This is a genomic window from Pseudonocardia sp. ICBG601, assembly GCF_020496245.1.
This window is the reverse complement of the sequence record NZ_JAHLJA010000064.1, coordinates 53681-80274: the sequence shown is the minus strand read 5'-3', so window position 1 is coordinate 80274 and position 26594 is coordinate 53681. Positions and strand designations below refer to the sequence as shown.

Annotated in this window: 23 protein-coding genes, 1 tRNA gene and 5 pseudogenes; 11 read left to right on the top strand and 18 right to left on the bottom strand. The window is 71.8% G+C overall.

What is annotated here, in order from left to right; translation table 11 throughout:
• Nucleotides 1-30: 30 nt before the first annotated feature.
• From KPL57_RS20330 to KPL57_RS20320, 3 genes are read right to left on the bottom strand one after another with little or no spacing between them, the layout of a single operon-like run.
• Nucleotides 31-1329 carry a hypothetical protein gene (locus tag KPL57_RS20330; protein WP_226352776.1) on the bottom strand — a complete coding sequence of 433 codons (1299 nt, stop codon included), beginning with the start codon at nt 1327-1329 and terminating at the stop codon, nt 31-33.
• A gap of 12 nt (nt 1330-1341) precedes the next feature.
• A complete protein-coding gene (locus KPL57_RS20325; RefSeq protein ID WP_226352775.1) occupies nt 1342-1800 on the bottom strand; it encodes a RidA family protein in 459 nt (152 codons plus the stop codon).
• A complete protein-coding gene (locus KPL57_RS20320) occupies nt 1797-1967 on the bottom strand; it encodes a DUF4177 domain-containing protein (RefSeq protein ID WP_020626603.1) in 171 nt (56 codons plus the stop codon). Before KPL57_RS20320 ends, KPL57_RS20325 begins: the two co-directional genes overlap by 4 nt.
• A gap of 164 nt (nt 1968-2131) precedes the next feature.
• On the opposite strand from KPL57_RS20320, the gene KPL57_RS20315 reads away from it, so the two are divergent.
• Both KPL57_RS20315 and KPL57_RS20310 read left to right on the top strand, forming a co-directional pair.
• Nucleotides 2132-3184 carry an ArsA-related P-loop ATPase gene (locus tag KPL57_RS20315; protein WP_043280965.1) on the top strand — a complete coding sequence of 351 codons (1053 nt, stop codon included), beginning with the start codon at nt 2132-2134 and terminating at the stop codon, nt 3182-3184.
• Nucleotides 3181-4344 (top strand): ArsA family ATPase, encoded by a 1164-nt coding sequence (locus KPL57_RS20310; protein WP_226352774.1) that lies wholly within the window; start codon nt 3181-3183, stop codon nt 4342-4344. Before KPL57_RS20315 ends, KPL57_RS20310 begins: the two co-directional genes overlap by 4 nt.
• A 2-nt stretch (nt 4345-4346) precedes the next feature.
• On the opposite strand, the gene KPL57_RS20305 is transcribed toward KPL57_RS20310, so the two are convergent.
• Entirely contained in the window at nt 4347-4610 is a 264-nt protein-coding gene (locus KPL57_RS20305) for a hypothetical protein (protein ID WP_043280967.1), read from the bottom strand.
• Nucleotides 4611-4701: 91 nt separating this feature from the next.
• On the opposite strand from KPL57_RS20305, the gene KPL57_RS20300 reads away from it, so the two are divergent.
• Nucleotides 4702-5145 carry a MarR family winged helix-turn-helix transcriptional regulator gene (locus KPL57_RS20300; RefSeq protein ID WP_202968445.1) on the top strand — a complete coding sequence of 148 codons (444 nt, stop codon included), beginning with the start codon at nt 4702-4704 and terminating at the stop codon, nt 5143-5145.
• Nucleotides 5146-5147: 2 nt separating this feature from the next.
• On the opposite strand, the gene KPL57_RS20295 is transcribed toward KPL57_RS20300, so the two are convergent.
• Both KPL57_RS20295 and KPL57_RS20290 read right to left on the bottom strand, forming a co-directional pair.
• Nucleotides 5148-5825, bottom strand: coding sequence for a class I SAM-dependent methyltransferase (locus KPL57_RS20295; RefSeq protein ID WP_226352773.1), 678 nt, complete (start codon nt 5823-5825; stop codon nt 5148-5150).
• A gap of 18 nt (nt 5826-5843) precedes the next feature.
• Nucleotides 5844-6206 carry a WhiB family transcriptional regulator gene (locus tag KPL57_RS20290; RefSeq protein WP_082375646.1) on the bottom strand — a complete coding sequence of 121 codons (363 nt, stop codon included), beginning with the start codon at nt 6204-6206 and terminating at the stop codon, nt 5844-5846.
• 155 nt (nt 6207-6361) lie between these two features.
• Here KPL57_RS20290 and KPL57_RS20285 point away from each other — a divergent pair, with 155 nt between their 5' ends.
• The 5 genes and pseudogenes from KPL57_RS20285 (at nt 6362) to KPL57_RS20265 (ending at nt 12047) form a co-directional block, all read left to right on the top strand.
• Nucleotides 6362-8764, top strand: a complete 2403-nt coding sequence (locus KPL57_RS20285) for a penicillin-binding protein (RefSeq protein ID WP_308187915.1) — start codon at nt 6362-6364, stop codon at nt 8762-8764.
• Between the two features lie 465 nt (nt 8765-9229).
• A complete protein-coding gene (locus KPL57_RS20280) occupies nt 9230-9484 on the top strand; it encodes a hypothetical protein (protein WP_226352772.1) in 255 nt (84 codons plus the stop codon).
• Nucleotides 9485-9560: 76 nt separating this feature from the next.
• Nucleotides 9561-10010 (top strand): annotated as a pseudogene (locus KPL57_RS72385) (MFS transporter); the annotation flags it as partial.
• A 133-nt stretch (nt 10011-10143) separates the two neighbouring features.
• Entirely contained in the window at nt 10144-10899 is a 756-nt protein-coding gene (locus KPL57_RS20270; RefSeq protein ID WP_226352771.1) for a hypothetical protein, read from the top strand.
• Nucleotides 10896-12047 (top strand): DNA polymerase III subunit delta', encoded by a 1152-nt coding sequence (locus KPL57_RS20265; protein ID WP_226352770.1) that lies wholly within the window; start codon nt 10896-10898, stop codon nt 12045-12047. Before KPL57_RS20270 ends, KPL57_RS20265 begins: the two co-directional genes overlap by 4 nt.
• A gap of 25 nt (nt 12048-12072) precedes the next feature.
• Here the strand turns inward: KPL57_RS20265 and KPL57_RS20260 are convergent, their stop codons facing one another.
• Entirely contained in the window at nt 12073-14253 is a 2181-nt protein-coding gene (locus tag KPL57_RS20260) for a M20/M25/M40 family metallo-hydrolase (RefSeq protein WP_226352769.1), read from the bottom strand.
• Nucleotides 14254-14522: 269 nt separating this feature from the next.
• Between KPL57_RS20260 and KPL57_RS20255 the strand changes: the two genes are divergently transcribed.
• Both KPL57_RS20255 and KPL57_RS20250 read left to right on the top strand, forming a co-directional pair.
• A tRNA-Thr gene (locus KPL57_RS20255) sits at nt 14523-14596 on the top strand.
• Between the two features lie 82 nt (nt 14597-14678).
• Nucleotides 14679-15588: pseudogene (locus KPL57_RS20250) on the top strand (IS5 family transposase); the annotation flags it as partial.
• Nucleotides 15589-15847: 259 nt separating this feature from the next.
• On the opposite strand, the gene KPL57_RS20245 reads toward KPL57_RS20250, so the two are convergent.
• The 6 genes and pseudogenes from KPL57_RS20245 to KPL57_RS20220 all read right to left on the bottom strand — a co-directional run bounded on the left by KPL57_RS20245 (nt 15848) and on the right by KPL57_RS20220 (nt 20451).
• Nucleotides 15848-16645, bottom strand: a complete 798-nt coding sequence (locus KPL57_RS20245; protein ID WP_226350737.1) for a transposase family protein — start codon at nt 16643-16645, stop codon at nt 15848-15850.
• Between the two features lie 91 nt (nt 16646-16736).
• On the bottom strand, nt 16737-17486 hold the full coding sequence (locus KPL57_RS20240) for a hypothetical protein (protein WP_226352768.1): 750 nt from the start codon (nt 17484-17486) through the stop codon (nt 16737-16739).
• A 3-nt stretch (nt 17487-17489) separates the two neighbouring features.
• A complete protein-coding gene (locus KPL57_RS20235) occupies nt 17490-17672 on the bottom strand; it encodes a hypothetical protein (RefSeq protein ID WP_226352767.1) in 183 nt (60 codons plus the stop codon).
• Between the two features lie 43 nt (nt 17673-17715).
• Nucleotides 17716-18087: pseudogene (locus KPL57_RS20230) on the bottom strand (transposase family protein); the annotation flags it as partial.
• 19 nt (nt 18088-18106) lie between these two features.
• Nucleotides 18107-19783, bottom strand: a complete 1677-nt coding sequence (locus tag KPL57_RS20225) for an IS1634 family transposase (protein ID WP_226352766.1) — start codon at nt 19781-19783, stop codon at nt 18107-18109.
• Nucleotides 19784-20166: 383 nt separating this feature from the next.
• Nucleotides 20167-20451 (bottom strand): hypothetical protein, encoded by a 285-nt coding sequence (locus KPL57_RS20220; protein WP_226352765.1) that lies wholly within the window; start codon nt 20449-20451, stop codon nt 20167-20169.
• A 752-nt stretch (nt 20452-21203) separates the two neighbouring features.
• Between KPL57_RS20220 and KPL57_RS20215 the strand changes: the two are divergent.
• A pseudogene (locus KPL57_RS20215) lies at nt 21204-21999 on the top strand (transposase family protein).
• Nucleotides 22000-22138: 139 nt separating this feature from the next.
• On the opposite strand, the gene KPL57_RS20210 reads toward KPL57_RS20215, so the two are convergent.
• The 5 genes and pseudogenes from KPL57_RS20210 to KPL57_RS20200 form a co-directional block, all read right to left on the bottom strand.
• Nucleotides 22139-22714, bottom strand: coding sequence for a hypothetical protein (locus KPL57_RS20210; RefSeq protein WP_226352764.1), 576 nt, complete (start codon nt 22712-22714; stop codon nt 22139-22141).
• Between the two features lie 34 nt (nt 22715-22748).
• Nucleotides 22749-23345 carry a VOC family protein gene (locus tag KPL57_RS72380; RefSeq protein WP_374203753.1) on the bottom strand — a complete coding sequence of 199 codons (597 nt, stop codon included), beginning with the start codon at nt 23343-23345 and terminating at the stop codon, nt 22749-22751.
• Nucleotides 23342-23674, bottom strand: a complete 333-nt coding sequence (locus KPL57_RS72375) for a hypothetical protein (protein WP_374203752.1) — start codon at nt 23672-23674, stop codon at nt 23342-23344. The genes KPL57_RS72380 and KPL57_RS72375 overlap by 4 nt, the downstream gene beginning before the upstream one ends.
• A 277-nt stretch (nt 23675-23951) precedes the next feature.
• Nucleotides 23952-25073 (bottom strand): annotated as a pseudogene (locus tag KPL57_RS72370) (FAD-dependent oxidoreductase); the annotation flags it as partial.
• Nucleotides 25063-26400 (bottom strand): MFS transporter, encoded by a 1338-nt coding sequence (locus tag KPL57_RS20200; RefSeq protein ID WP_226352762.1) that lies wholly within the window; start codon nt 26398-26400, stop codon nt 25063-25065. The pseudogene KPL57_RS72370 and the gene KPL57_RS20200, both read right to left, overlap by 11 nt.
• Nucleotides 26401-26594: the final 194 nt, after the last annotated feature.

The following is a 26594-nucleotide window of genomic DNA, read 5'->3' as shown; positions in this document are numbered from 1 at the left end:
GTCACGGGACGGAGCCTCAGGGACGGGGCGTCACGGGACGACGGGGGCGTCGTGGGACGGAGTGTCGTGGGACGGCGCAGAGGAGGCGGCTGCGGGGAGCGGTGGTGCGGCGGAGAGTGGTGCGGCGGTGGGTGGTGCCGTGGAGAGTGGCGCGGCGGGGAGCGGCGCAGCGGCGGGGAGCGGCCGCGCGACCTCCCGGGCGGTGCGGTGGTAGTCGGGGTCCGGGCTGTCGTCGCCGACCTCGACCGACACGACCAGCCCGCCCGGGCCAGCGCCGCCTGCGCCTGGTAGGTCAGGACCTCGGGTGCGTCGTGCGGTCCGGTGCGGGCCAGCAGCACCGGCTGCGGGCAGCGGGCCGGGGGCGGCACCGGCGGGCGTCGTGCGCCAGGCCAGCGTCCAGCCCGACTCCGGGACCGGGACGCCGGCGAGTGCGGCGGCCACCGCCTCCGCGGCACCGGGCGGACCGTCGCCGTCGAACCGGTGCGGACCCGCGGCGACGTCCGCGGCGGGCGGCAGGCAGGCGTCGGCGTCGGGCTGCACCCGGCGGGCGGCCGCTTCGGTGACCAGCTCGGAGCGCACCGCGTGCGGCAGCACCGCCCGTCCCGCGACGAGCTCGGCGACCAGCAGCTCCAGCGCGTGCCCCTCCTCGCCGACGGCGACGAGCTCGCGTCCGGTGGCGAGCAGGTCGTCGTCCACCCGGCCGGCCAGTTCCCGCAGCAGGCGGTACGTGGGGTCGGACATGGGGCCTCCTTCGCGGTCCCGCGTCAGCCGGTGGGGACCGGCTCGCGGCTCCACAACGACGCCGCCGCGGTGCACGCGGCCTCGTGGTACTCCGGTCGGGGCGTCGCCGGTGAGGGCCTCGACGCGCGGGACACGGTCACCGTGGACGCGCAGCAGCCGCGCGACCGCGGCGGCGAGCAGGTGCGGCCGCTGCGCGTCACGCACGAGCAGCACGCGGGCTCCGTCGTCGCGCACGGCCAGCAGCAGTGCGGAGGCCTCGTCGCGCACAACCGACAGGGCCGACCACGCGGCCAGGTCCGGCTCGCCCGCCGTGAACGTGGGCGGGGCGGGGGGTGTGCCGGGCAGCACCGCGTCGACCAGGCGCCGCGACGGCGCGTCCGGCCCGACGACCTCGGCCAGCAGGGTGCGCTCGTGCCCGGTCAGCCCGATCCGGTGCCGCAGCAGTGTGCGCGGCAGGACCGCGCCGAGCGCCGTGGTGTCCCCGGCGGCCAGCCAGTCGCGCAGCCGCCAGAGCAGCTCGTCGGGAACCCGGCGGGCGAGCCGCAGCAGCAGCTCGTGACCGGCCGGGACCCCGGCGGACACACCCATGTCGACCCGACCTCAGTCCTCGATCTCCACGGTCAGTTCCACCTCGACCGGTACGTCCAGCGGCAGCACCGCGACGCCGACGGCCGACCGGGCGTGCGCCCCGGCCTCACCGAACACCTCACCGAGCAGGTCCGACGCACCGTTGATCACGCCGGGCTGGCCGGTGAACGACGGGTCCGACGCGACGAACCCGACGACCTTCACCACGCCGGTGACGCTGTCGAGGCCGACCAGCCCGTCGATCGCGGCGAGCGCGTTCAGCGTGCAGATCCGGGCCAGGTCGTAGGCCTGCTCGGGGGTGACGGTGTCGCCGACCTTGCCGGTCGCGGCGACCTTGCCGTCCACGAACGGGACCTGGCCCGCGGTGAAGACCAGGTTCCCGCTGCGCCGGGCCGGGATGTAGGCGCCGGCCGGTGTGGCCACGGCGGGCAGGGTCAACCCCAGCTCCGTCAGCCGGGCGAGTGCGCTCACTGCTGCACCGGCCGCTTGAAGAACGCCACCAGCTGCTCGGCGTTCGCGCCGCTGGTCACCGTGACCAGTTCCCAGCCGTCGCGGCCGAAGTTGTCCAGGATCGCCTTGGTGTTGTGGATCAGCAGGGGGGCGGTCAGGTATTCCCACTTCACGACCGGGGAGCTCATGGGCGGGACTGTAACCCGGGCACCCGACACCGAACCGCCGTGGCGCGACGGATGGCGTCCCGCTGCGACGGACGCCCACCGCCGGAGCGTGGGACGCGCCCGTCCGTTGTGGGACGCACCTCGCCGACGGGCCGCTGTCGGTGGGCGCTCGTACGCTGGTCGACGTGAGCACGACCGTCCGGCCCGAGCCCGGAACCCGCCCCGACCCGTGGCCCGATGCGCTCTCCCGCGTGCGGTTCCACGTGGTGTCCGGCAAGGGGGGAACCGGCAAGACCACCGTGGCCGCCGCCCTCGCGCTGGCCCTGGCCGGCGGTGGGAAGCGGGTGCTGCTCGTCGAGGTCGAGGGCCGCCAGGGCATCGCCCAGGTCTTCGACACCGCGCCGTTGCCGTACGAGGAGCGGCGGATCGCGGTCGCTCCCGGCGGTGGCGAGGTGCGGGCGCTGGCCGTCGACGCCGAGGCCGCGCTGCTGGAGTACTTCGAGATGTTCTACCGGCTCGGCGTGGCCGGGCGGACCCTGCGCCGGATGGGCGCGATCGAGTTCGCGACCACGCTCGCCCCCGGCCTGCGTGACGTGCTGCTCACCGGCAAGGCCAAGGAGTGCGTCACCCGCACGGAGTCCGACGGCCTCCCCGCCTACGACGCGGTGGTCCTCGACGCGCCGCCCACCGGTCGTCTCGTGTCGTTCCTCGACGTCACCAGGGCGATGGCCGACCTGGCCAAGGTCGGGCCGATCCACGGGCAGGCCAAGGGCGTCGAGGCGCTGATCCACTCCCCGCTCACCGCGGTGCACCTGGTCACACTGCTGTCGGACCTGCCGGTCACCGAGACGCTCGACGCCGTCGCCGAGCTCGACGCCGCCGGGATCCCGCTGGGCTCGGTCGTGGTGAACCGGATGCGCGAGCAGTGGCTGCCCGACCGCTCGGTCACCGCCGCCGCGGGCGGCCGGGTCGACGCGACCCGGATCCGCAACGGCCTGCAGAGCGCCGGGATCGAGCTGGCCCCCGCCGAGATCGACGGCCTGGTCGCCGAGACCGTGGAACACGCCGTCGCCGTCGAGGGGGAGACCGCCGCGCTGCGCCGGCTGGAGACCGAGCCGACCCCACCGCTGCCGCGGATCACCCTGCCCGCGCTGCTCGGCGGTGTGGACCTCGGCTCGCTCTACGAGCTCGCCGAGTCGATGACCGCGCAGGGAGTGCACCTGGAGGCCCGCCGATGACCAGCAGGACCGACCCGGCGCCGGACGGGGTGCTGGACGTCGACGCCTTGATCGACGACCCGGCCACCCGGGTCATCGTGTGCTGCGGCTCGGGGGGCGTCGGGAAGACGACCACCTCTGCGGCGCTCGCGGTGCGCGCCGCCGAGCGTGGCCGTCAGGTCGTCGTGCTCACCATCGACCCGGCGCGGCGCCTGGCCCAGGCACTCGGGGTGGACGAGCTGTCGAACGACCCCGCCCCGGTGAAGGCGGTCGACGGCGAGCTCGCCGCGATGATGCTGGACATGCGCCGCACCTTCGACGAGATGGTGGAGTCGCACGCCCCGCCCGAGCGGGCCCAGAAGATCATCGAGAACCCCTTCTACCAGACGGTCTCCTCCTCGTTCTCCGGGACGCAGGAGTACATGGCGATGGAGAAGCTGGGTCAGCTCGCCGGCGCCGGGACGTGGGACCTCGTCGTCGTCGACACACCGCCCTCGCGCTCGGCGCTGGACTTCCTCGACGCCCCGCAGCGCATGTCCCGCTTCCTCGACGGCCGCATGATCAAGCTGCTCGCCGCGCCCGCCCGGGCGGGCGGCCGCGGGCTGCGCCGGATCGTCGAGGCCGGGTTCGGACTGTTCGCCAAGGCCGTCGGCTCGATCATCGGCGGGCAGATGCTGCAGGACGCGTCGGCGTTCGTGCAGGCCTTCGACACCCTGTTCGGCGGCTTCGCCGAGCGGGCCGACAAGACCTACGCGCTGTTGCGCTCGGAGGGCACGGCGTTCCTCGTCGTCGCCGCACCGGAGCCGGACGCGCTGCGCGAGGCGGCGTACTTCACCGAGCGGCTGTCGTCGGAGGACATGCCGCTGGCCGGGCTCGTGCTGAACCGGACCCACCCGGTGCTCGCGCCGGTCTCCGCGGCCCGCGCGCGGGCCGCGGCCGAGCAGGTCGGCGGACCGGGGTCGCAGATCGCGGCCGCGGTGCTGCGGCTGCACGCCGACCGCGTCGACCTGCACGAACGGGAGGAGCACCTGCTCACCCGGTTCTCCGCCGCGCACCCCGGTGTGGCGGTGACGCGGGTGCCCGCGCTGGCCGGTGACATCGCCGACCTCGACGGGCTGCGTCGGGTCGGCGCGCTGCTGGCCGGCGAGACCGAGTCCCGCGCCGCGGCGTCGGCGGGCTGAGCTCAGGACACGCCGAGCGCGGCCCGCAGCCGGGCCGAGCGGGGCGCGAACACCTCCAGCACTCCGACCGCGCGCAGGCCCGGCAGCAGATCACGCAGGTGCGCGGCCAGACCGGCCTCGGCCGGGTCGCCCGCTGGCAGCGCCTCCAGGGACCGCGCCGTCGCGACGAACGCGGCGACCGTGCCCTTGCGCACCGGCGTCCCGCCCAGCTCCGCGTACTCGACCCCGTCCGGCAGGACGTCCTCGGGATCCACCGCTCCGGTCATGACCACTCCCTCCATGAGCGTGCACTGTGCACGCATTCGGACGGTACGCCGGACGGTGGGGAGCGTGCAAGATGCACGTATCGTGGGGAGTGTGACCCCCGAACGACGCTGTGCGGACGCCCTCGGCCGGCTCCTGCTGCGTGACACCCGCACCGGGCTGCACGCGGCACTGACCGGCGGCATCGACGGTCTCGACGCGACCACCTACCCGGTGCTGTCCGGGCTGGCCCGGCTCGGCGACGGGGTCAGCACCACCGAGCTGGCCGCCGCCGTCGGGCTGGAGCGCAGTGTCGCCAGCCGGCACGTCAGCACCCTCGAGGCGCACGGACTGCTGCTCCGCCGTCCGCACGGGACCGACCGTCGGGCGGTCGCCGTCGCACTCACCGACGCGGGCCGGGCCGCGGTCGACCGCACCCGTGGACGGCTCGACGCGCGTCTGGAACGCCTGCTGTCCGGGCTGGACCGGACCGAGGCCGACCGGTTCGCGACCGTGCTGGAGGGCGTCGTCGAGGGGCTGCGCGATCCCGCCCGCTGAGCTCAGGGCATCGAGAAGAAGATCATCGGGTTGCGCGAGGTCCCGCGTGCCCCGGTGATCCCCAGCTCGGCCCGGACGGCGTCGAGCGCACGCAGGTTCCGCGGTGCCGCGGCCCGCGACGGTGTGAACCAGCCGGTGCCGCTGCGCCCCAGGTGCCGCAGGACCTCGGCCCCCTCGGTGAACGGCCGTGCCCGGGGCAGGTGGAACACGTCGTGCACGCTGGTCGGCGTGCCCGTCGCGATCCGCCCGAACAGGTGCTCCAGGTACCAGCGGGCGAAGCGGCGTCCGTGGTCGGCGTCGACGAACAGGTAGCCGGTGCCGGCCGGGACCTTCTCGACGGTCTCGCGCAGGTCCCCGCGGTGGAACGTCCAGCGCCCGGCCGACAGCTCCTCGGGCACGGTGCCGCACACGTGGTCGACCAGGTCGAACGACTGCAGGTGACCCGCCCCGTTGTCGCGCAGCGCGGACAGGATCCAGGTGGTGGACCAGCCGTAGTAGGTGCCGACCTCCACCACCTGCGACGGCCGGTGGTGGCGCAGCAGCAGGTAGGTCAGCTCGGCCTCGACGTCGTCGAGCTGCGGAGTGATCGTGCCGCCGGCGAGGAGCGCCCGCTGCTGGTCGATCACCGTGGCGAGATCGTCGGCGTGCGTCCGGTAGAGACCGGCCAGGAACTCCAGCACGCCGCTGACGCTATCGGGTCAGGCGCTCCTGCTGCGTCCGGCGTAGTGGTCGGAGCGCGCGCGTCCGAGCAGCGCGGCCCAGTCGCGCACGTCCGGGCGCCGCCGCAGGAGCGCCCGGCGCTCCCGCTCGGTCATCCCGCCCCACACACCGAACTCGACCTGGTGGTCCAGTGCGTGCGCGAGGCACTCGGTGCGGACCGGGCAGGACAGGCAGAACTCACGTGCCTCGCGCTGGTCGGCGCCGGTGACGAACAGGTTCTCGGCGTCCTCGGTGCGGCAGCGTGCGGCCGACCGCCAGTTCCAGACCGCGGTGCAGGCGCGGACGACGACGGCGGGACGCAGGCGGGGCCTGCCGGTGACGGGACGCAGGGTGTCGAGCATCGGGTCGCCTCTCGGGCCGGTGCGGGCCCGGTGGCCCGCGACGTGATGCGTCGATCCTCGACCGCGGAGGGTGTCCGGGTCAGCGCGCAAAACTACGCAACCCGGGGGGTGTCGGCCTGACCGGTTCCTGACGCCGTGGCCCGTAGGCTGGTCCCGTGAGGTTCCCCCGGCGTCTGCTCCGCCCGCTCGGCGTCCTCGCCGGCCTGTGCGTCCTGCTCGGTGTGATCACGGCGGGCATGGCCTTCCCACTGGTCGGCGGCCTCGGCATGCTGTCCAACGAGGCGGGTGACAGCGTCACCTCGAGCTCGGCGGACCTGGTCGGCACCCGCCCGCCGCTGACGACGACGCTCACCGACTCCGACGGCCGCCCGATCGCCTATCTGTTCGACCAGAACCGCACCGAGGTCACGAACGACCAGATCTCGACCGCGATGAAGGGCGCGATGCTGGCCATCGAGGACCGCCGGTTCTACGAGCACGACGGCGTCGACTGGCAGGGCACGCTGCGCGCGGTCGTCGCGAACTCGGCGTCCGGCGACGTCGTCCAGGGTGCCTCGACGATCACCCAGCAGTACGTCAAGAACTACATGCTCTACGTCGACGCGACGAGCGAGGCCGAGCGGCTCAAGGCCACCGAGCAGACACCGGCCCGCAAGCTCAAGGAGGCGCGGATCGCCCTGCAGCTGGAGCGCCAGCTGTCCAAGGACGAGATCCTCAACCGCTACCTCAACATCGTCTTCCTGGGCAACGGCTCCTACGGCGTCGCCGCCGGGGCGCGCACGTACTTCAACACCACACCGGACAAGCTGACCGTCCCGCAGGCCGCGATGCTCGCCGGGATGGTCCGCTCGACCACCCAGTTCGACCCGGTGCAGAACCCGCAGACCGCGCTGCAGCGGCGCAACGTCGTGATCGACCAGATGCGCCAGCAGCAGATGATCGACGACGCCCAGGCGAAGCAGGCCATGGCCGCTCCGCTCGGCGTCGCGAACCCGCTGGTCCGGGTGCCGAACGGCTGCATCGGCGCCGGCGACATGGGCTTCTTCTGCAAGTACGTGACGCAGTACCTGACCGAGGCCGGCTTCACCGAGGAGCAGATCCAGCGCGGCGGCTACACCATCCGCACCACCCTGGACCGCCGCGCGATGACCGAGGTCAAGCGCTCCCTGGACAAGGAGGTGCCGCCGGACACCCCCAACGTCGCGAACGTGATGTCGCTGGTCCAGCCCGGCCAGGACAAGCACCGGGTGCTCGCGATGGGGTCGAGCCGCACGTTCGGCCTGAACGCCGACGCCGAGGAGACCAGCTACGGCCTGCCGTACCAGCCGGTCAACCTCGGTGCCGGGTCGACGTACAAGATCTTCACCGCGGCCACCGCGCTGGAGAAGGGCCTCGGCATCAACTACTCGATGCAGGTGCCGCCCTCGGGCTACGCCTCCCCGATCTACGTCGACGGCAGCGGCCGCCCCGTCCCCGTCGCGAACGCTGGCAACTACCCCGGCCGGATGAGCCTCACCGATGCGCTCGCGCAGTCGCCGAACACCGCGTTCATCAAGCTCGAGGAGTTCACCGGGGTGCCGGACGTGGTCGACATGGCCGTCCGGCTCGGCATGAAGTCGCTGGCCACGACGCCGTTCGTCGACCCGGGCACCGGCAAGCGCACCGACCGCTCGATCGCCGAGGTGATCAAGGACCAGCGGCTCGCGTCGTTCACGCTCGGCGTCACCCCGACGTCGGTGCTGGAGCTGGCCAACGTCGGCGCCACCCTGTTCTCCCAGGGCAAGTGGTGCCCGCCGACGCCGATCGACTCGATCACCGACGCCGAGGGCAAGCCCGTCCCGATCACCGAGGAGCCCTGCCAGCAGGCCGTCGATCCCGCGCTGGCGAACACCCTGGTCACCGGCCTGAGCAAGGACGACGTCGCCGGCACCTCCGCCGCCGCGGCGAGGGCCGCGGGCTGGACCCGGCCGATGGCGGGCAAGACGGGGACGACCCAGCAGCACAAGTCGGCCGCGTTCATGGGTGCGATCCCGGAGATGGCCGGCGCGGTCATCACCTTCGACAACTCCAACCGGCCGCGACCCCTCTGCGACGGCGGCGGCGCCCCCTTCGCCTGCGGGAACGGCAACATCTTCGGCGGCAAGACCCCGGCCCGCACCTGGTACGGCGCGGTGGGCCCGCTCGTCGCGAACACCCCGCCGACCCCGTTGCCGCCGACCGACCCGCGCTACCTCGACGGCGGCGCCGAGTCGCGCATCCCGGACGTCGTCGGCCGGTCGGTGAGCGACGCCCGCGGTGAGCTGGAGGGTGCCGGGTGGCAGGTCACCACCCGCACCGTCGACAACAACGCTCCCGAGGGGACGGTCGTCGGGCAGGAGCCCCGCGGCGCAGCGCTCCCGGGTGAGCAGGTGACGCTGCAGGTCAGCAGCGGGTCGGTGCCCGCTCCGCCGCCGCCCCCGGGCAGCCCGGCTCCGGCACCTGCTCCGGCGCCCGCGCCGGACTCCGGGCCGCAGCCGGGCCGGCCGGACGAGGGGAACCGCCTGCCCGACGGCGGGTGACGCTCCGCCCGGGCGGGTCACCCGGCCGGGCGGCACCGCGCGCCATACCCCGTCGGAAGCAGGCGTCACCGCTGGTCGCGGCCTAGCATGCCGTCATGGCCGTGCGGTGGAGGAACAGCCGCCCCGCGCCGGCCCCCGCCGACGACGGGCGTTGGGGCGTGGCGCGGCTGGTCGCCGAGCGCGAGGCGGACCGGCGGGCCCGGGAGGGGTGCCCACCCCGCGGGCCCCGCCGGGGCGGCACAGGACGCGCCCGCGGACCGGCCGGACCCCGACCCGTCCTCGGACGGTGAGCAGCCCGCTGCGGGCGGGCCCGACATCGACGGCCCCACCCGGCGGACCCTGACCGCGGTCCGGCGCCGCAGGCCGGGCCCCGCCGCCATCCCCACCCCGGACGAGGACGCGGACGACTCGGTCCCCGGGCCCCGCCGCCCTGTGACGCCCGCCCCGTCGTCGCCGGTCCCGCCCGTGCCCCGGCGGTCCCCGACCGGCCCGGTGCCCCGGCTGCCCGCCCCGCGCCGACCCCGTTCCGGCGACGAGGAGCCCGTCGGGACGGTCTACCGGCCGCCCGCGGTGTCCGCCCGGCCCCCGGTCGACCTCGACGAGGGACTGCTCGGTTTCTCCCGGCTCACCCGCGGCCGGGTCGGAGCGCGGGTGTTCACGATTGTCTTCGTACTGATCTACCTGGTGATCCTGGTCCAGACACTGTCGACGATCGTCTGAGGTCCCGCGGTCGCCGTCGGTGGCCCCGTCTAGCCTGAACATCCGCACGCCGCACCGGGCGAGGAGGTGAGCCGCGATCACGACCCCGTCGTCGTCGACGTCGTCGCACCGCCTGACGTCGGTCCTCGCGATCCCCGCCTTCCGCAGGCTCTGGTCGGTCACCGCGGTCACCGCGACCGGCGAGTGGCTGGCGCTGCTGGCACTCACCTCGCTGGCCACCCACCTCACCGCGGGCGCCGGGTTCACCGCGCAGAGCTTCGCGCTCGGCGGCGTCGTCGCGACCAAGCTGGTGCCGTCGCTGCTGTTCGGGCCGCTCGCCGGGGTGCTCGCCGACCGCTTCGACCGGCGCAAGGTCATGGTGACCTGTGACCTCGCGAAGTTCGTGCTGCTGCTGTCGATCCCGTTCGTCGGGCAGCTGTGGTGGCTGCTGGTCGTGACCCTGCTCCTCGAGCTGTGCACCATGTTCTGGATCCCGGCGAAGGACGCGGCCGTCCCGAACCTGCTGCGCAGCCCGGCGCAGATGGAGAGTGCCGCGCAGCTGGGCCTGCTCGTGACCTACGGCGTCGCGGTCGTCGCGGCGGTGCGGGGCTGTTCGCGCTGGTCAGCAAGGTCGGCCCGATGTTCGGGGCTGACCAGGAGACCACCGTCTACGCGGCGCTGTGCCTCAACGGGTTCGTTCGTTCCTGCTCTCGGCGCTGGTCGTGTACTTCGCGATCCCCGAGATCTCCGGCCGGGCCACCGAGGCCGAGCGGCAGCAGGCCCCGCCGTCGCTGCTGTACCTGCTGCGCGACGGCTACACCTACGTCGTCCGCACCCCGCTCGTGCGCGGGCTGGTCGTCGGGGTCGTCGGCGGGTTCACCGCGGGCGGCGCCGTGATCGCGACGGCCAAGCTCTACGCGTCGAGCCTCGGCGGTGGGGACGCGGCGTACTCGATCCTGTTCGCGTCGGTCTTCGCCGGACTCGCCGCGGGCATGGCCCTCGGCCCGGTGCTGGCCCGGCAGGTGCCGCACCGGCGGCTGTTCGCAGCAGCGCGATCGTCGGGGCCGGGGTGTCGCTCGTCGTCGTGGCGTGGCGGGGTGGTGCACCTGTTCATGGCGATCGCCGCGGTGCTGGTCGTCGGCGCGTTCGCCGGGATCGCCTTCCTGATCGGGCTCACGATCATCGGCACCGAGGTCGCCGACGGGATCCGCGGCCGGGTCAACGCGTTCGTGCAGTCCCTGGTCCGGCTGGTGCTGCTGGGGGCGATGTCGGTGGTGCCGGTCGTCGTCGGCGTCGTCGCGACCCGGACGGTGACCGTCGGCGATACCGCGCTGCTGGTCGACGGCACGCGGTTCGTGCTCGCCGGGGCGGGCGTCCTGGCGGCGGCGGTCGGCGTCGTCGCGCGCCGGCAGATGACGGAGGAGGGATCGTCGTGAGTGTGTGGGACGACGTGGTGGGCCAGCCCGCCGCCGTCGCCGAGCTGGACGCGGCGGCATCGGACCCGTCGGCGATGACCCACGCCTGGCTGTTCACCGGCCCGCCCGGCTCCGGCCGGTCCAACGCCGCGCGCGCCTTCGCGGCCGCCCTGCAGTGCCGCTACCACGGCTGCGGCGAGTGCGCGGCCTGCAGGACCGTCATGGCGGGCACGCACTCCGACGTCCGGGAGATCGTCCCCGAGGGACTGTCCATCTCGGTCGCCGAGATGCGCTCGCTCGTGCAGCTCGCCGCCCGCAAGCCCGCCACCGGGACCTGGCAGATCGTGATCATCGCCGACGCCGACCGGCTCACCGAGGGCGCGTCGAACGCGCTGCTCAAGGCGGTCGAGGAGCCGGCCCCGGAGACGGTGTTCCTGCTCTGCGCGCCGTCCGACCATCCCGACGACGTGCCCGTCACGATCCGGTCGCGCTGCCGGATGGTGCACCTGCGCAGCCCGGCGCCCGACGCCGTCGCCGGGGTGCTGCGCGACCGCGACGGCATCGATCCCGAGCAGGCCCGGTGGGCCGCGTCGGTGTGCGGCGGCCACGTCGGCCGGGCGCGGCGCCTCGCCCGTGACCCGCAGGCCCGTGCCCGTCGCGAGGAGATCCTCGGCGTGCCGACGAAGCTCCGTCGCCTCGGCGACGCGTTCTTCCACGCCGACGTGCTGATCCGCGCGGCCGAGGCCGAGGCCGAGGAGCTGCGCTCCTCCCGTGACGAGTCCGAGCGTGAGGAGCTGGCGGTCGCGATGGGGGCCGGGGGCACCGGCAAGGGCGCCGCCGCGGCGGCCCGCTCGGCGAAGGCGGCCGAGCGGGACCTGGAGAAGCGGCAGAAGAGCCGCGCCACCCGTACGCAGCGGGACGCGCTCGACCGTGCCCTGGTCGACCTCGCCGGCTTCTACCGGGACGCGATCGTCGCCGCGACCGGTGCGACGGTGCCGCTGACCAACCCGGACCGCGACCGCGAGATCCGGGTGGCCGCCGCCGAGTGGGGCCCGGAGTCGAGCCTGCGCCGGCTGGAGGCGGTGCTCGCCTGCCGCGACGCGCTGGAGCAGAACGTGAAGCCGCGGATCGCCGTCGAGGCCATGATGACCGCGCTGCACCGTGGATGACCGGCCACCTCACACTGCTTCCCGTTCACCCCCTGAGCTCCACCCGCGTCGCCAGCACCACCTGGTCGCTGGTGGGGTCCGGCGCCCCCCGCAGTTCCGGCGGCCGCGGCACGAAGCCCGGCACCCCATTCAGCCCCGGCGAGAGGTCCGCGACGGCCACGCTCAGCGGCCCCGGCCCCGTCACCAGCTCGACGACGGCACCCGCGGCCGGCACCGCGTGCAGCCGCACCTCGGTCAGCCCGTCCGCTGGCGCGGCCGACACCGCGGGCCGTCCGGCGGGGGTCACGGTCGCCGCGGCGACGGCCCGGTCCGGTCGTAGCGTGATCCCCGGCGCCCCGCGCGGGCTCGTCACACGCAGCACCGCCCGGTCCGCGGTGCGGCTCAGGACCTCCGCTCGCGGCCCCGGCACGGCCAGCGGCTGCGCCGGCCCGGTCCGGACCTCGTCCGGCCCCGGCCAGGCCGGCACCTCCCGCGCCGGGGTGTCCAGGTAGCGGGCAGTCCAGGGCGCAGGGACGGTCTGGTTGCTGACCCAGCGGGCACCCTCGTCGTCCTGCAGGAACGACAGGTGCGAGGCCTGCGGCCGCTCCGCCGACGGACCGTTCAGCGCCGCCCCCACCCCGGCGAGGACGACCGAGGCCAGCACCGCCGCGACGGGCACCGGCCACGCCCGCCCGGGCCGGTCTCCGGCCGCCGCGCGTCGCACCCCCTCCGGTACGAGAACGAGCGTGAGCGCCGCGGCGGTGAGCACGAGCGCCGCGGCCGGGACGCCGTCGCACACCCCGGACAGTACGAACAGATCCCAGCCAAGCGGCACCAGCAGTGCCGCCACCGGTACCGCGCCCAGCGTGGCGGCTGCCGTCGCGCCGACCGGGCGCCCCCGTAGCGCCAGGGCGGCAGCGAGCCCGGCGCCCGCGGCGGCCGCGGGCCACGCGAACAGGTACGACGCGCCCGGCACCGTGGCCGCTGTGACCAGGCCCAGCACGGCGAGCACCAGCGCCCCGGCCGTCGCCGCGCCGGCGGTGCCCGCCCAGCGGCGCACCGCGAGCCACCACAGTGCCGTCACTGCGACGGCCAGCGCCACCGCGGCTGCCTGCACCGGGATCGGGCGGTGCAGGAACGGCCCGGTGTCCGCCCAGACCGGGTGCACCGCCAGGAGCGCCTGCCACAGCCCCACCGACGCGAACACCGTGGCGACGGCCGCGACGAGCAGCAGCACCGCCGCACCCAGGACGTGCGGCACCGTCGTCGCCCCGCACCGACGCGCGACCAGCACTGCGGCGACGACCGCGACCGCCCCGAGCGTCGCCACCGGCCACGCCAGCCACGACGGGTACACGACGGTCGTCCCGGCGAGACGGAAGTACGTCGCGTCGCCCTGTGGTGCGGCACCGGACGCCGCCGGGTCGAGCGGGGCGAGATCCTGGTTCCCCAGGGCACGGGCCAGACCCAGCGCGGCCTCGCCGTGCCCCTGCAGGCTTGCCGCGCTCAGGTTCTCCGGAGCGTCGCCCGTCGTGTGGTACTGCACCGGCTGCTCGACGAACGCGACGTCCATGCCGGGCCGGCCGGCGTCGATGACCCGGGTGAGGTCGGTGTCGTTGGGCAGCAGCCGGAACATCTCGACCAGTGACGAGTCGCCCGTGGGGTGCGGGACGGCGTCGGCGAACACCCGGGCCAGCCCGGTGTTGCCCGGGGAGGTCCGGAACATCAGCGACGGCCCGGACACCCCGCGCGCCTCGAAGTTCACGGTGACCGTCGGGCGCGCGGATGGGCTCAGCTCGTCGCGCACCCAGGCCTGCATGCCGAGCAGACCGACCTCCTCGGCGTCGGTGATCAGCACGACGAGGTCGTTGCGCAGCGGCGGGCCCTCCCGCATCGCGCGCACCGCCTCCAGGATCGCTGCCACTGACGCCATGTCGTCCGCGGCGCCGGGCCCGCTCGCGACCGAGTCGTAGTGCGCGGACAGAACGACCGCCCCGGTCGGGTCGGTGCCGGGCAGGGTGGCGACGAGGTTGTCGACCGGCGCCGCGGTCAGCCTGTCGTCGGCCCCGCCGATGCCGGTCGAGGAGTGCAGCCGTGTGGTCAGCCCGGCCGCGCTCAGCCGGGCGGCGATCGCGTCCCGGGCGGCACCGGCGGCCTGGCTCCCGCCCGGGCGCGGGCCGTCGACCAGGTCGTGCACCGTGCGCATCGCCCGGTCCGCGCTGAACACGCCGGGGTCCGCGTCAGTCGGGACGGGAACTGGTGCACGTCCGTCCAGCCACGTCGCCGCACTCACCAGGAGTAGGGCCAGGACCGCCAGCAGCCGCATCGTCACGGGGGTGATCCTGTCTCCGGACGACGCAGTGGGCGTCCGACTTCCGGATGATCCCGGGGCCGTGGACGCGGTGGGGCACTGTTCGGCCGAACCGTATCGGTCGGGGAGCCGGTGGGGGGTGCTCCGGTGGCGTGGAGGGCGCCGCTACACTAGTTCCGCACCACGCCGCCTTAGCTCAGTCGGTTAGAGCGACGCACTCGTAATGCGTAGGTCTGGGGTTCGACTCCCCAAGGCGGCTCCGAGAAGCCCCTGGTAGCGACGCTTCCGGGGGCTTCTTCATGTAGCGGGGAAGATCCATTTCCCTTAGAGCGTGTTTGGAAATGGTGGGTGTGTCGGGATGGTCGACACGGCTGGGGTGCTCCATCGTGGTCGGCATGCAGGAACGACCGCGCCGGTACCCCTCGGACACCAGTGATGCCCAGTGGGTGGTGATCGAGCCGTTGTTACCGCCGCTCGCGCGGCGGGGGCGGCCTGTTGCTCATGCTCGTCGGGACGTGCTGGACGCGATCTTGTATGTCGTGCGGACCGGGTGTGCCTGGCGGGCGTTGCCGGTGGACTTCCCGCCCTGGCAGACCGTCTACTGGTACTTCAACCAGTGGGAACAGCAGAAGGTCACCGAGAAGATCCTCCCGGTCGTGCGGGGGCAGTTACGTATCGCCGAGGGCCGTGATCCGGAGCCGAGTGCGGGGATCATCGATTCCCAGTCGGTCAAGGGCGCCGACACCGTCGGCCAGGACTCCCGCGGCTACGACGCCGGGAAGAAGACAGGCGGACGGAAACGGTTCATCGTGACCGACACCCTCGGTCTGCTGCTGACCACGATGGTGTGCTCGGCCTCGGTACAGGACCGCGACGGCGCCAAGCCGATCCTGCTCAACCTCTACCTGCGCACCAGGGTGCGGTTCGTCTACGCCGACGCCGGCTTCGCCGGGCGACTGCTCGACTGGGCCGCCACGATCCTGCAGACAACGATCGAGATCATCCGCAAGCCACCCGAGCAGCGCGGATTCACCGTCCTCCCACGAAGGTGGGTGGTCGAACGGACCCTGGCCTGGCTCACCGCACACCGACGCCTGGCCCGAGACTACGAACGCCACCCCACCACATCCGAAGCCATGATCCGCTGGGCCGCGATCAACACCATCACCCGCCGCATCGCCCGTGGATACCCCGCCACCCGCCAGCAGAAACACACGACACCCTCAACCCACTAGAATTTCCAAACACGCTCTTAGGTCCCCTTCACTGGCGGCACGCCTCTCCCTCCGCTGGCGGCGGCACATGGCGACCGCTCGGCTACACGCTGTAGTGCTCGGCCACGGAGCGTTCCTATCATGATCAACTTCTGGCGCAGGCTCCGCGTCTACTTCCGCCGTGGCCGCCACCATGGGAGGGGCAGAGGGGGCGCAGCTGGCCGTGGTGACTACGGCTTCAGCAACCGTTCCTCGACGTCCGTAATGAGCCTTTTTCAACCTGACGTTTGTGCTGGTCAGGTAGCTGTGATCATGAGGGTCTGGACCGCGGCGACGAGCTGGGTGGCCTGGTTGGGGCTGGAGCGGATCTTGCGGAGGATCTTCCAGTTCTTCAGCTCGGCGTTGACCCGTTCACCGGGTGCCCGTCGTCGGGCGTGGGCGGCGTTGACCGCTTTCTGATTCGCTGACAGGGGCCGGTACCGGCCGGTGTCGAGGTCGCGGCGGCGGCGTCGGTGGGGGACGGTGATCGCGGGCCCGCCGCCTTGGTAGGCGGTGTCAGCGATCGCCCGCACCCCGGCGGTGTTGACCGCGTCGATGATCCCGTGGGCGCGGGCGGCACCCATGTCGTGCCGGGCTCCGGGTAGCGGTGGGGAGATCCACACCAGCCTGCCGACGGGGTCGGCGATGACCTGCACGTTCAGGCCGTGGCACTTGTGTTTGCCGGAGTAGAACGCCCGGTCGTAGCCGGATGTCATGCCGACCCGGTCGATACGCAGCAGCGTGCCGTCCAGGATCACGAACGCCTTCCCAGCGGCGACGGTGATGGCCTGTTCCAGGGTCGGGGCGAGCGCGGCGAGCAGACCGATCGCCTCGGTCAGGTACCGGTACACCGTCGCGGTGCTCACCGCGAACCCGCAGGCCAGGGCAGCGTAGGTCTCGCCCTTACGCAGGTAGGCGAGCACCAGCAAGGCCTGCCGACCGGCTGAGAGCCGGCGCCAGCGTGTTCCACGCTGACGCCGATGCCCCCGGAGAAGATCAGCAAGATCACGGACGCTACGGCTGGACACGTTCATCCCGGATGGGTAGGACAGCACACGGGGCTCCTGGCAGACGACGGTTCGACACCCATCCGTCTACCAGGAGCCCCACCCCGGCCGGCCTTCACGCCCCTGACCAGCACAAACGTCAGGTTGAAAAAGGCTCAATGCCGGTCGGCGAGATCATCGACATGCCTGAGTCCCTGTCGTACTCGATCAACCTGCGGCCGTGAAGCCGGGACAGGACCCGGCGGTAGTTGAACAGCTTGTCCTGCTCCAGGCTGGCGGTGAGCTTCTTCTCGTGGACGCCGACGACGTCTGAGTAGAGGAGCAGCAACGTGCTGTCCTCGAGGCCAAGACCGGTGTCGAGGACGCGGACGACGTCGCCAACCTGCCAGAGGATCGGCACGGTCCGATCCACGAGCGACTCGACAACCTTCGTGGCCTCTTCCACCGAGATGGCGTGGAAAATCCGAACCAACTCGGCCATGATCCACTGCGACATGTGGACCGCGACGGTGGCGTCCATGAAGTTCGCGTCTACGTCCCCGCCGACGTGGCCGACGCCTCGTTTGTTCCGGAGGGCGTACAGCGGGACGAGCATGCGGGGAAGCACCACGCGGGCCGAGTCCGAGCCAGCCGTCTTCGGCTTCTTCTCCAGGTCCTTGCAGGCAGTATCGAACTGCGCGGGCTTCGATGCGGTTGCCGGGAAGTTGTCGCCATCGAGATGGCCGGCCAGGATTGTGTAGACGATCTCGCACAAGCGGCCGCTGTCCAGCGTGGTAGCCTCCCAGCGCCGCTCCCGGAAGTTCCGAGTGACCTTCTCGAATTCAGTGATCAACTCGCCGCGCAGTTCGGTCGGTAACTGGCCGAGTGCTGCGGTGGCGGATACAGGCACTCCCTATCGCTCCTGCTCGGAATCGCCCTTGAACCCGTTGTGGACGGCGTCGTAGCCCGTGTTGGTCAGGTAGAAGTTGCTCCCGTCGGAGTCCACCGCGATCCACTGATTGCGGATCGCCGCGTTGAAGTCCCGGTGAAAGTTTCCCGGCTTCTTCTCCCGCGCCGCCTGAAACTGCTGACTCACTTCTTCGCGAGTGAACAGCTCCTTGAGGCTTATTCAGGCTCCGTCAGGTAAGTGCGTAGAAGATGAGTCCGATGACTGCCGAGATCGTCGTTTTAAATGTGGCGTAGGGTCGGCGGTAGTCTGTGTGGAGAACTTTCCACGACTTGATATGGGCGATGACTCGCTCGATGGTGGCGCGTGTGCGGTTGAGGCTCTTGTTGAATGTTTTCTGCCAGTCGAGAAGTTCCCGGCCGGGTTGTTTTTTGAACGGGGTGAGCATGCCGCGCCCGATGTAGCCTTTATCGCCGATCGGTGGGTATGTGGCGAGGTGGTCGAGGGCGCCGGATTGGTCGAGGCAATGTAGGTCGTGTCGGGAGCCTGGGGTCGGGTCGGAGATCCACGACAGCTGCCCTTCCAGGGTGGCTGCGACCTGGACCTGACTTCGGTCACTTGTCTTAGTGCTTCGCCGCGGGCTGACGGAGCGCGTCGAGGAGGGCCTGTTTGTCGGCGGGGACGGCGGGCGGGAAGGTCTGCTGGGTGCCGTTGATGGCGATGGTGGCCGAGCGCAGTGGTCGGAGCTGGCGGACGACGTTGCGGATGGTGAGCCCGGTGCGGTTCTGGATCTCGCGGGCGACTGCGAGGGCGGTGAACACGATGGTCAGGTGCGCTTCGATGGACTGGCGTTGGTGGTGGAACATCGGGCGGGCGCGTAGGTCGGTTTTGCTCATCCGGAAGGACTGCTCGACGTGCCAGAGGTCGTGGTAGTCGCCGATGATCTCCCCGGCCGCTGCGCCGCCGGCCGGGATGTTGGTCACGTAGCCCTTCAACCCGACCAACCGGTATGCCCGAGCCAAGGAGGCCTCGTCCAGGGCGCGGGAGCCGTTGGTGACCTTGACGAACCGCGGTGTGCGCGCGGGCTTCTCGCCGGCGATGACCTCGCGGGCCCGGTTCTCCTGCAGGGTCAACGTGCGCCGGTCCCGGACGGCCCGCTTCGTGGAGTAGGCCCAGACCGCCCGCCAGGATCCCGGATGCTGGTTGGGGTTCCAGACGGGCTCGGCCTTGACCTTCGGGCTGTTCTCGCTGCGCCCGGTGCGGCGGTCGCGTGGTGTGAGGGTGTCGATGATCTGCCCGTCGACGAAGGCGTCGCCGTGCCAGTGGAAGTGCGACTCCAGGTCAACCGGGGCCTTGGTGAGTCGGGAGCCGACGATGAACCGCAGGCCGGCCTCGTCGAGGTCGCGCAGGTTCGCGGCCGAGAGCATCCCTGCGTCGGCGACCACGACCATCCCGCCCGGCTCGACCGGCAGCTGGTGTCGGGCCCGGAAGGCCTCGATGATCGGCAGGATCGTCGCGGTCTCGGTCTTGTTGCCCTCGAAACAGCCGATCTCGAGGGGGAACCCTGCGCGATCGACCAGCAGCCCGACGACGACCTGCGGGTCGACCCGGCGTTCCTTGGAGAACCCGACCTTGCGCAGGTCGTCCTCCTTCTCCGCCTCGAAGTAGAGGGTGGTGACGTCGTAGAGACACAACGACACATCCCCACTGCCACGGGCGTGGGTGAAGCAGGCCCTCGCGATCTCGTCGCGGTAGCTGCGCCCGGTGCAGCGCAGCAGGGTGCGGCGCATCGTCTTTTCGCTCGCCGCGGTGACGCCCAGACCGGCCAGCACCCGACCGGTGTCCAGGATGGACGTGGGCTCGACGATCCGGGCGATCACCAGGTCGCGGAACGTGTCATCAGCGACCTCTGCGAACCCGAGGCCCGCGTAGACCTCGGCGAGGATGTCGAACAGCACCCGCGACCCGGTCGTGATCACCTGCGGCGCACCCACCCGCCGGGTTGTGACCCTCGGGGCGCGCCGCGGCATCTGGCCGAACAGCCCCTCCTGCGTGGCACCGCCGGCCGCGGTGGGCGCGATCAGCTCGGCCCGCCGGGGTGACGGCGCGACGCCCAGATCCAGGGCCTGCTGTGCAGCGTCGTCGATCAGCCCACGGGCCTGCTCGACCAGCAGGCCCAGCTCGGCCTCGGTGTGCGCTGACCCGACATGGGCCACGATCCGTCGATGGCCCTGCACGGACTCGGCGATCTGGACCGCGGTCGCCCCGGAGGCCGTCCGTACCCGCCTCACCCACGCCACCTGACCGAGCGTAGAGCACCGAATTAGTGCCTCACACCGCTCCCGCGCAAACACATCACCGCAGCTCAGCGCAGTACAAGCTGCGAAACCAGGCTCGGGTGACCAAAGTCAGGGTGGAGGCGCCGATGTCGCTCGATTACATGTACTGAAGTTGCTGCGTAGCCACGAGCGGCAAGCTCTCTGCGACGAGTGGTCACGAACAGGTGACCTCGTGAGGGTGAACCGTCGCGCATGGCAGCCGGTCTGACGGTCCGGGCCAGGCAGACGGGCTACCGGTCACATTCGGATGGCCGACATCGCCCGGCGTTACGAACCCGACCATTACGTGGTCCGGGCGCTCGGGCCGAGCCTCGTGGATAGACGCAGAGCAGTGACACGTTCGCTCAGCTGGTTGAACGCGGTTCGATCACGAAGGTCGGCGCACCCCAGCCCTTCTTGACGATTCGCGCCTCGTTCGGCGTGACGCGGTGACGCTCCTCGCTGCCCTCGTACATCCGGCTCACGCTGTCCATGACGATCGCCCCGTCGTCCCATTTGAGGCGGAAACCGCCGTACATCCCGGGGATGCTGGACCAGAGGAACTCGGTGCTGTCGAGTTCACGAAGTGGCCCGAGCTGGGGGAGTCGGAACTGTCCGTCCAGGCAGTGGCGGGTGAGACGGGACTGCATGACTGCGTGCAGCAGACCCTCGGTGGCGATCCGGTCGGCCCGTTCCCAGCGGGTCTCGTCCGGAACGGCGAGGAGGTCTTCGAGGTGACGGTGACTTCGTTCCCGGGCGATATCGCGCGGTAGGAGACCGTTCAGGGTCCGCAGAGTGCGCCACGCTCCCAGACCGAGGAGCTGCTCGACGACGGCGCGGTCGGCTCCGTGCCACGCAGCGTGGTGCAGCGAGGCGTAGCCGCTCCTCGTGCCGAACCGTGGGGTGTTGACCAGCTCGATGTTGTGTTGCGGGTCGGGCTGCTTCGCCAGAGCGAGCAGATCCTCCCAGGCCCCGGCCCATGCGAACCGCGCGACTCGGTCGAGGTCGCGTGCGATGTGTCGTCGCGGTAGTCCTCGCGATCGACGACGCTGGACCAGGTTCTTTGGAGCGATCCCGGTGCATCGAACGGGTCGGGGGCGTCATTCGGCATGTGGTGACCGACCCTGCCAGAGGCGGAGCTGCTCGAACAGGGGCACCTGACAGCCGGTGGTCTGGAAGCACGCTCGCACGCCGTGATCGAGTAGAGCCTGGTGTTCGAGTGAGTGGCTGCGGATTCGTTTGGCCCGGTGAGGACGACGAGTCCGGCTGCCACTGGAGTCAGTGAGCCTTTCCCAACCTGTTTGTGCTGGTCAGGGGTGTGAGGTGCGTGGCTTGTCGTGAGATGGGTGGGGCTCCTGGTAGACGGATAGCTGTCGCGCCACCGCCTACCGAGGAGCCCCGCGTGTTGTCCTACCCATCCGGGATGTCGATGTCCACTCGCACGGTTCGTGTCCTGGCCGGGCTGCTGCGCGGACATCGTCGCCGGATCGGGACCCGGTGGCGGCTCCTGACCCCGGCCCGTCAGGCCCTGCTCGTGCTCGCGCACCTACGTAAGGGCGAGACCTACACCGACCTGGCCAGCGGATTCAGAGTCGGGAAGTCCACGGTGTCCCGGTATGTCGCCGAGGCGATCGGGCTGCTCGCTGCGCTCGCGCCGACCCTGGAGCAGGCCATCACGGTCGCGGCCGGAAGGCGTTCGTGATCCTGGACGGGACGCTGCTGCGTATCGACCGGGTCGGCATGGGCTCGGGCTATGACCGGGCGTTCTATAGCGGGAAGCACAAGTGTCACGGGCTGAATGTGCAGGTCATCGCCGACCCCGCGGGTCGGCTGGTGTGGATCTCCCCGCCGCTACCGGGGGCACGGCACGACATGGGCGCTGCCCGGATCCACGGGATCATCGACGCGGTCAACCCACCGGGGTGCGGGCGGTCGCTGACACCGCCTACCAGGGCGGCGGTCCCGCGATCACCGTCCCGCACCGACGCCGACGCCGCGATCTCGACACCGGCCGGTACCGGCCCCTGTCAGCGAATCAGAAGGCCGTCAACGCCGCTCACGCCCGACGGCGGGCACCGGGTGAGCGGGTCAACGCCGAGCTGAAGAACTGGAAGATCCTCCGCAAGATCCGCTCCAGCCCCTCCCAGGCTGCTCAGCTCGTCGCAGCGATCCAGACCCTCATGATCACCACCGCCTGACCAGCACAAACAGGTTGGGAAAGGCTCAGTGTGCGCCATGGGGCCGACGACATCTCGGTTCCACAGCAGAGGACCATTTCGAGCCTTATGACCGGCTCAGAGAGATCGAGAAGCACTTCCGGCTCGTGTCTCCCGCGGATCAGTCCCCTTCGAGGTGAAGCTCAGAGCCCGGAAGGTCTGAGCAACGATGCGCGAGTGCCAGTACTGCGTCGAGTACGTCTCGTGTCGCGGAGTCGTCGGCGGTCGTCCTGAGTGCGTCGAGCTCAAGGATCAGCTGTGGCATGTCGTTGCTGGTGAGACGAAGAGTGCTCCACGGGGTAGTGCGTAGGAGCGTTGGGGACGTGGCCCGCTCGCACAACTCCTTGACGATGCCGTTGTCGTCGAACACGCTGTCCAGGACGGTGAGCCGGCGACGTCGTGGGCTGGTACCGGGGTTCTCGACGTGCACGAGGCTGGCGTCCATGCCCATCTCGGCGGCCTCCGGTTCTCGGCTCGGTGGCCCGAGCCGGAGGGTCGTCATCGGGCGGCCGGGCGCACCGTCATCGAACCCGACCCGGGTCGGGTTCGTCCAGGAGGAAACCTCGAAGAGCAGGGGCCTCGTGACGTGCCCGGACCTCGACGACACGCCGCGATTCTCGTGGTCGGCTGTGTGGACGCGTGCACGACGCGAGCGGCCTACTCCTCGCGGTGACCTCCTCCCCACGATCCCCGACATCGTCGCCTCCGTCGGCCCGGCGACCTTGACGCGGTCAGGAGGCCGGCACGGGGTCGTCGTCGCGCCGGACGAGGACCTCGAACGGGACGCCGCGCTCGTAGTCGGCGACCATCTCCTCCGGGTCGAACAGGGTGCCGATCGGGTTCACCGAGAACACCGGCCCCTTCATCCACTCCGTCGCCTCGTCGGCGGTCGCGAAGCTGTCGACCTGCAGCTCCACGTGGTTGCCGTCCGGATCCCGGTAGTACAGCGACACGGTCGGACCGCGGCGGATGGCGCGGACGGGGAGGATCTCCGCGTCCCGCAGCCGGCGGTAGGTGGCCAGGAGCGCGCCGAGATCGGGATGGGTGAAGGCGGAGTGGTAGAAGCCGACCTGCGGTTCGTCGCTCGGAACGGGGTACGGCCCGGTGGCGATGAGGGCCACCCGGTGGTGCTCCTCGTCGTAGGTCAGGAACGCGAGCTTGCCGTTGTCGAAGACCGGGTGCGCGCCCAGCACCGTGCAGTACCACTCCCGCATCCGCGGCAGGTCGTTGGTGCGGAACACCACGTGGGCGAGCCCCACCGGGGGCCGGGCGACGGTCGGGTCCGGCAGCGTGCGCGCCGCCCCTGTGTGCTGGTCGGTCGAGGTCATGCGGTTGCCTCCATGAGGTCGGGCTGCCGGAGCAGCAGATGGTCGAGCACGTCGCTCAGGTCGATCGTGGGATCGAACGCGGAGGCGCGCCAGGCGATGTGCCCGTCCGGGCGGACGAGCACGGCCCCGTCGGCGCCGATGCCGTAGACGGCGCGGAAGTCGTCCTCGACGCCGGCGTGCCGCGCCTCGGCTCCCACCGCGACGACGTCGACCTCCTCCGGTGCCGTCCACCGCCGTTTCCCGGCCGCGGTGGTGAGCAGCACGAACCCGGCGCCGAACAGGTCCTGCAGGGAGCGGGTGCGGTCGGGGTCGAGCCACAGGGGGGGCACGCGCGCCGGGCCGCCCGACCGGGAGGTAGCGGCCGACGGGGCTGGGGACGGGTTCGGTACCGTCCGGCCGGATCCCGGGTGACTCGTAGGAAATGCCGAACACCTGGCCGTAGTACTCGAAGTGCTCGCGCTGCTCGGCGATCGCCGCCCGGACCGGCCCGAGCTCGGCGTCGTCGAGCGTCTCGATCCGGGCCACGAAGTCGAGGTCGTTCTCCAGCATCCCGCCGAGCCCGGCGCGCGCCATCCGCTCGGCGTTGGCGAGGCTCTGGTCGACGTTGAACCGGGCGACCGGACGGCGTTCCTCCTCGTAGGTGTCCAGGAGGTGCCGGCCGGCCCGCCCCCGCAACACCGCGGCGATCTTCCACGCGAGGTTGTGTACGTCGCCGACACCGGTGTTCATCCCCTGCCCGCCGGTGGGCGGCAGCGGGTGCGCGGCGTCGCCCGCGAGGAAGACGTTCCCGACGCGCATCCGGGTGGCGACGCGCGCCTGCATCTGCCAGGGCCGGGCGCTGCGGACGTCGACGTCGAGATCGGGGTCACCGACGAGGGCGCGGACGATCTCCACGCAGCGCTCGGTGGTGAACGAGGCGGGTTCGGTCGTGGCCGGGTCGTAGGCGAAGTTGTAGGTCCACCTGTGGCGGCCGTCGAGGGTGATGAGCACGCCGGTGGTCTCGGGGTTGTAGACCCACCACAGCAGGTAGGGGCGGTCGGCGACGTAGCGCGACAGGTCGGCGTGGAAGTAGATGCCCATCTGTGCGCCCAGGCGCTCCGGGCCCTCCAGCCGCACGCCGAGCTGGTCGCGCAGTGGGCTGGCCGCTCCGTCGGCCGCGATCACGAACCGGGCCCTGACCTGCGACTCGGGGCCTCCGTCCGCGGACAGGCGGACCGTGACGGCGCCGTCGGCGCCGTCGGCGCCCTCGGCGTCGTCGACGTGATCGACACCGAGCACCGTGGTGCCGAACCGGACGTCCACGGCCGGGAGGGCGGAGGCGGCCCGGAGCAGGATCGGCTCCAGCACGTCCTGCGGGCAGGAGCTCTTGACGTGCGGTGCGTATCCGGCCACCTCACGGTCGAACTCGGGGGAGTGGCCGTGGGTGACCAGCGCGCCGAACTCGGGGTGGGCGAGCCGGGTGACGAATGCGCTGCCGCGGTTGCGCTCCCGCGGCAGACCCGCCGCCAGCACCTCCTCGGCGACCCCCCAGCTGCGGAAGATCTCGAGGGAGCGCCCGTTCACCACGTGCCCTCGCGGGTGGTACGAGGTCGTCGCCCGCCGTTCGACGAGCAGCGTCCGCACCCCGAGGCGGCCGAGACCGATGGCCGCACTCAGGCCGGTCGGGCCGCCCCCGACCACCACGACGTCGTGGTCGAGGGCGGGTGTCGGATCGTGGTCAGTGCGCATCGGCAGTTCCCTCCACTGCGGGTGTGGGTTCGGGGCGCGTCGACGCGGTCCCGCCGTTGCGGGCACTGCCCCTGGTGAACAGCACGAAGGTGGCGACGAGGCTGAGCGCGGCGGTGGCCAGCAGGTAGCCGGCGATCGGGGTCGAGGAGCCGCTCCTGGCGTAGAGCAGGGCGAAGACGATCGGCGCCACGCCACCGCCGAGGATGGAGCCGATCTGGTAGGCCATCGAGGTCCCGCTGTAGCGCACCGGGGCCGGGAAGAGCTCGGCGATGAAGGCGGCCTGGGCGCCGGTGGCGAACGAGACGGCGATCACGCCGCCCAGGTAGGCGACGATCATCGCGGCCAGCGACCCGGTGTTGACCAGGGCGAAGAACGGGAGGGCCCACACGACGATGCCGATCAGCCCGCCGAGGAGGACCGGTCTGCGGCCGATGCGGTCCGCGAGCCGCGCGGTGACCAGCACCAGCGGGATCCACACCACCCCGGCGGCGACGGTCAGCCAGAGCACGTACGTCGGGGGCAGCCCGAGGGCCTGCCTGGAGTACGCGAGCATGTACACGAACATCAGGTACCCGAGGGTGGGCGCGGCGGTGGACGACAGACCGCCCAGGAGCATCTCCCGCCAGTTGTTCGTGATCAGGTCCCGGACCGGTGAGCGGCTGATGGCGCCGGAGCGCTGCACGGCGGTGAAGTCGGGGCTCTCCGCGACCCCGAGTCGCACCCACATGCCGATGCCGATCAGCACGATGCTCGCCAGGAACGGGATCCGCCAGCCCCAGGAGCTGAACACGTCGGCGGGCAGGTATGTCGTCAGCAGGACGAAGGTCAGCGAGGCCAGGACGATGCCGACCGGGTTGCCCATCTGGGTGAACGAGCCGAAGAAGGCGCGCCGGTGCGTCGGGGCGTGCTCGACGCCCAGCACCACCGCACCGCCCCACTCCCCGCCGACCGCGAAGCCCTGCACCAGGCGCAGCACGACCAGCAGGACAGGTGCCCACACGCCGATCACCGCGTAGGTGGGCAGCAGCCCGGTGAGGAACGTGGCCGCACCCATGATGACCAGCGACGCGACCAGTGTGGACTTGCGGCCGACCCGGTCACCGAGGTGGCTGAGGACGACGCTGCCCAGCGGCCGGGCGATGAACCCGGCGCCGAAGGTCACGAAGGCGGCCAGGGTGCCCGCGACGGGCGAGAAGGTCGGGAAGAACTGCGGGCCGAAGATCAGCGCCGCCGTCAGGCCGTAGATGTTGAAGTCGTAGATCTCGATCGCGGTGCCGACGAAGCTCGCCGTGGCGACCCGACGGGTGTGGCGCGTGCCCGACCTCACGGGGGCGGGTGGGGATTCGCTCTGCGGGAACACTGGACTCCTCTGTCGTGAGTGTTCGTGCGTGAGACCTGCCGTGCTCGGCGTGATCACGGTGGGGTCGGGAAACCGGCGGGCGGAGGGGCGCGCCGGGCCGTGCCGCTGCGATGGGGACGAATGATGAATGGCGATCAAGAGCAGTGTCAAGGATGTCGCTG